The sequence below is a fragment of the Burkholderia sp. LMG 13014 genome, from assembly GCF_905232215.1.
GTDB lineage: Bacteria > Pseudomonadota > Gammaproteobacteria > Burkholderiales > Burkholderiaceae > Burkholderia.
Genome location: NZ_CAJNKE010001000.1, coordinates 1 through 1,309, shown reverse-complemented (window position 1 = coordinate 1,309; position 1,309 = coordinate 1). Strand labels below are relative to the sequence as shown.

The window sequence follows — 1,309 nt, the reverse complement described above, 5'->3', positions numbered from 1 at the left end:
GGCCGCATAGGTGCGGTACACCGCGCGGTCGTCGCCGAGCAGCGCGAACGCGAACAGCAGTTCCTCGAGCGAATCCGCGCGTTTCGTGCGGCGTGCGAGCAGCGGCGTGGCCCGCGGATCGAGCACGACGAAGTCGGCTTCGGTACGCGGCGCGAGCGTGCCGACCGTATCGGCGAGGTCGAGTGCCTGCGCGGCGCCGGCCGTCGCGAGCCAGAACATCCGCGTCGCGGTCAGGTGGTGGCCCGACAGCCGCGCGACCTTGTGCGCTTCGTTCATCGTCTGCAGCATCGAGAACGACGTGCCGCCGCCGACGTCGGTCGCGAGCGTGACGGGCACGTCGTATTCGCCGGCCTTGTCGAAATCGAACAGCCCGCTGCCGAGGAAGAAGTTCGACGTCGGGCAGTGCGCGACGACGGTGCGCGTCTCGGCCATCCGGCGGCGGTCCTCGTCGTCGAGGTGGATGCAGTGGCCGTACACCGCGCGCGGACGCAGCAGCCCGTAGCGGTCGTAAATGTCGAGGTAGCTGCGATGGCCGGGGAACAGCTCGGCCACCCATTTCACCTCGTCGACGTTTTCCGCGACGTGGCTCTGCACGAACACGTCCGGATGGCGGCGCGCGAGTTCGCTGCACGCCTCGAGCTGCGCCTCGGTCGACGTCGGCGCGAAGCGCGGCGTGAGCGCGTACATCTGGCGGCCCTTGCCGTGCCAGCGGCCGATCAGCTCGGCGCTGTCGTCATAACCCGATTGCGCGGTATCGCGCAGGAATTCGGGGCAGTTGCGGTCCATCAGCACCTTGCCCGCGATCATCCGCAGGTCGCGCGCGTCGCTCGCCGCGAACAGCGCATCGGCCGACTGCTTGTGCACCGTGCAGTAGACGAGCGCGCTCGTCGTGCCGCACGCGAGCAGCTCGTCGACGAAGAAGTCGGCGACTTCGCGCGCATGTTCGGGATCGCCGAACTGGCGCTCGGTCGGGAACGTGTACTTGTCCAGCCACGGCAGCAGGCCCGGCGCCGGCGACGCGATCATGTCCGTCTGCGGGTAGTGGATGTGCGTGTCGATGAAGCCGGGCACGATCAGCTTGTCGCGCAGGTCATGGACGATCGCGTCGCGCGCGAGCGTCGCGGCGAGCTGCGCGTACGGGCCGGCCGCGACGACCTTGCCGTCGTCGACGATCAGGAGGCCGTCGGTCTCGTAGTTCGCGGCCTGGCTCGATTGCGCCGGGTCGCCGTTGAAGGTCAGCAGTTGGGAACGGAAAGCGGTTTGCGTCATGACGAATGGTCCTGCATCAAGGTAAGGCGAACAGAAGAAA

General features: G+C 68.1%; 1 protein-coding gene. It reads right to left on the bottom strand.

From position 1 onward, the window contains the following. The coding region (gene guaD / locus JYJ84_RS36875; protein WP_205190321.1) for a guanine deaminase at positions 1-1,269 on the bottom strand (1,269 nt) is incomplete at its 3' end. Between the last annotated feature and the right edge of the window lie 40 nt (positions 1,270-1,309).